Source organism: Phocaeicola coprophilus DSM 18228 = JCM 13818, assembly GCF_000157915.1.
GTDB lineage: Bacteria > Bacteroidota > Bacteroidia > Bacteroidales > Bacteroidaceae > Phocaeicola > Phocaeicola coprophilus.
Window position 1 is genome coordinate 67,073 of the sequence record NZ_EQ973633.1, and the last position, 958, is coordinate 68,030.

Genomic DNA, 958 nt, shown 5'->3' on the forward strand with positions numbered 1-958 from the left:
GTTAATGCAGACGGACGGTTATGTTACCGCCGCCAAACTCAAAGACGCCTATCTCGGTATCGGCATCAAGCAAGAAACCTTGTTAAAGCTATTCGAGCAGCACAACGCCGAATTTGAGAAGAAAGTCGGGCACAGCAGGGCGCAGGGTACATTTACCCGTTATCGGACGGTCTGCAACCATATTCGGGAGTTTTTGCCCCATACCTACAAGAGAGAGGATATTCCGTTAAAGGAACTCAACCTTACGTTTATCAACGACTTCGAGTATTTTTTGCGCACGGAGAAGAAATGCCGCACCAATACCGTGTGGGGCTACATGATTATGTTGAAACACATAGTTTCCATTGCGAGGAACGACGGGCGTTTGCCGTTCAATCCCTTTGCCGGATATATCAACTCTCCCGAAAACGTGGACAGGGGCTACCTCACCCAAACGGAGATACAGACGCTCATGAACGCACCCATGAAGAACGCCACCCATGAACTTGTACGGGACTTGTTTGTCTTTTCTGTGTTCACGGGTTTGGCGTATTCAGACGTGAAGAACCTCACCACCGACCGCCTGCAAACATTCTTCGACGGCAATCTTTGGATAATCACCCGAAGAAAGAAGACCAACACCGAATCGAACATCCGTCTTTTGGACGTTCCCAAACGTATCATAGAGAAATACAAGGGGCTGGCTCGGGACGGTCATGTTTTCCCCGTTCCGAGTAACGGCAGTTGTAACAAAATACTCAAAGATATAGGCAGACAATGCGGCTTCAAGGTGCGTTTGACCTATCACGTTGCACGCCACACGAACGCCACGACCGTACTTTTGTCGCACGGCGTACCCATCGAAACGGTGAGCCGCCTTTTGGGACACACGGACATAAAAACCACCCAAATTTACGCCAAAATCACCGCCCAGAAGATAAGCCAAGACATGGAAACCCTGTCGCACAAGTTGGAGGAT

Annotated in this window: 1 protein-coding gene; it reads left to right on the plus strand. The window is 49.5% G+C overall.

Annotation, left to right across the window (positions count from 1 at the left end; genetic code table 11):
* The coding region (locus tag BACCOPRO_RS03975; RefSeq protein WP_008141169.1) for a site-specific integrase at positions 1-958 on the plus strand (958 nt) is incomplete at both ends.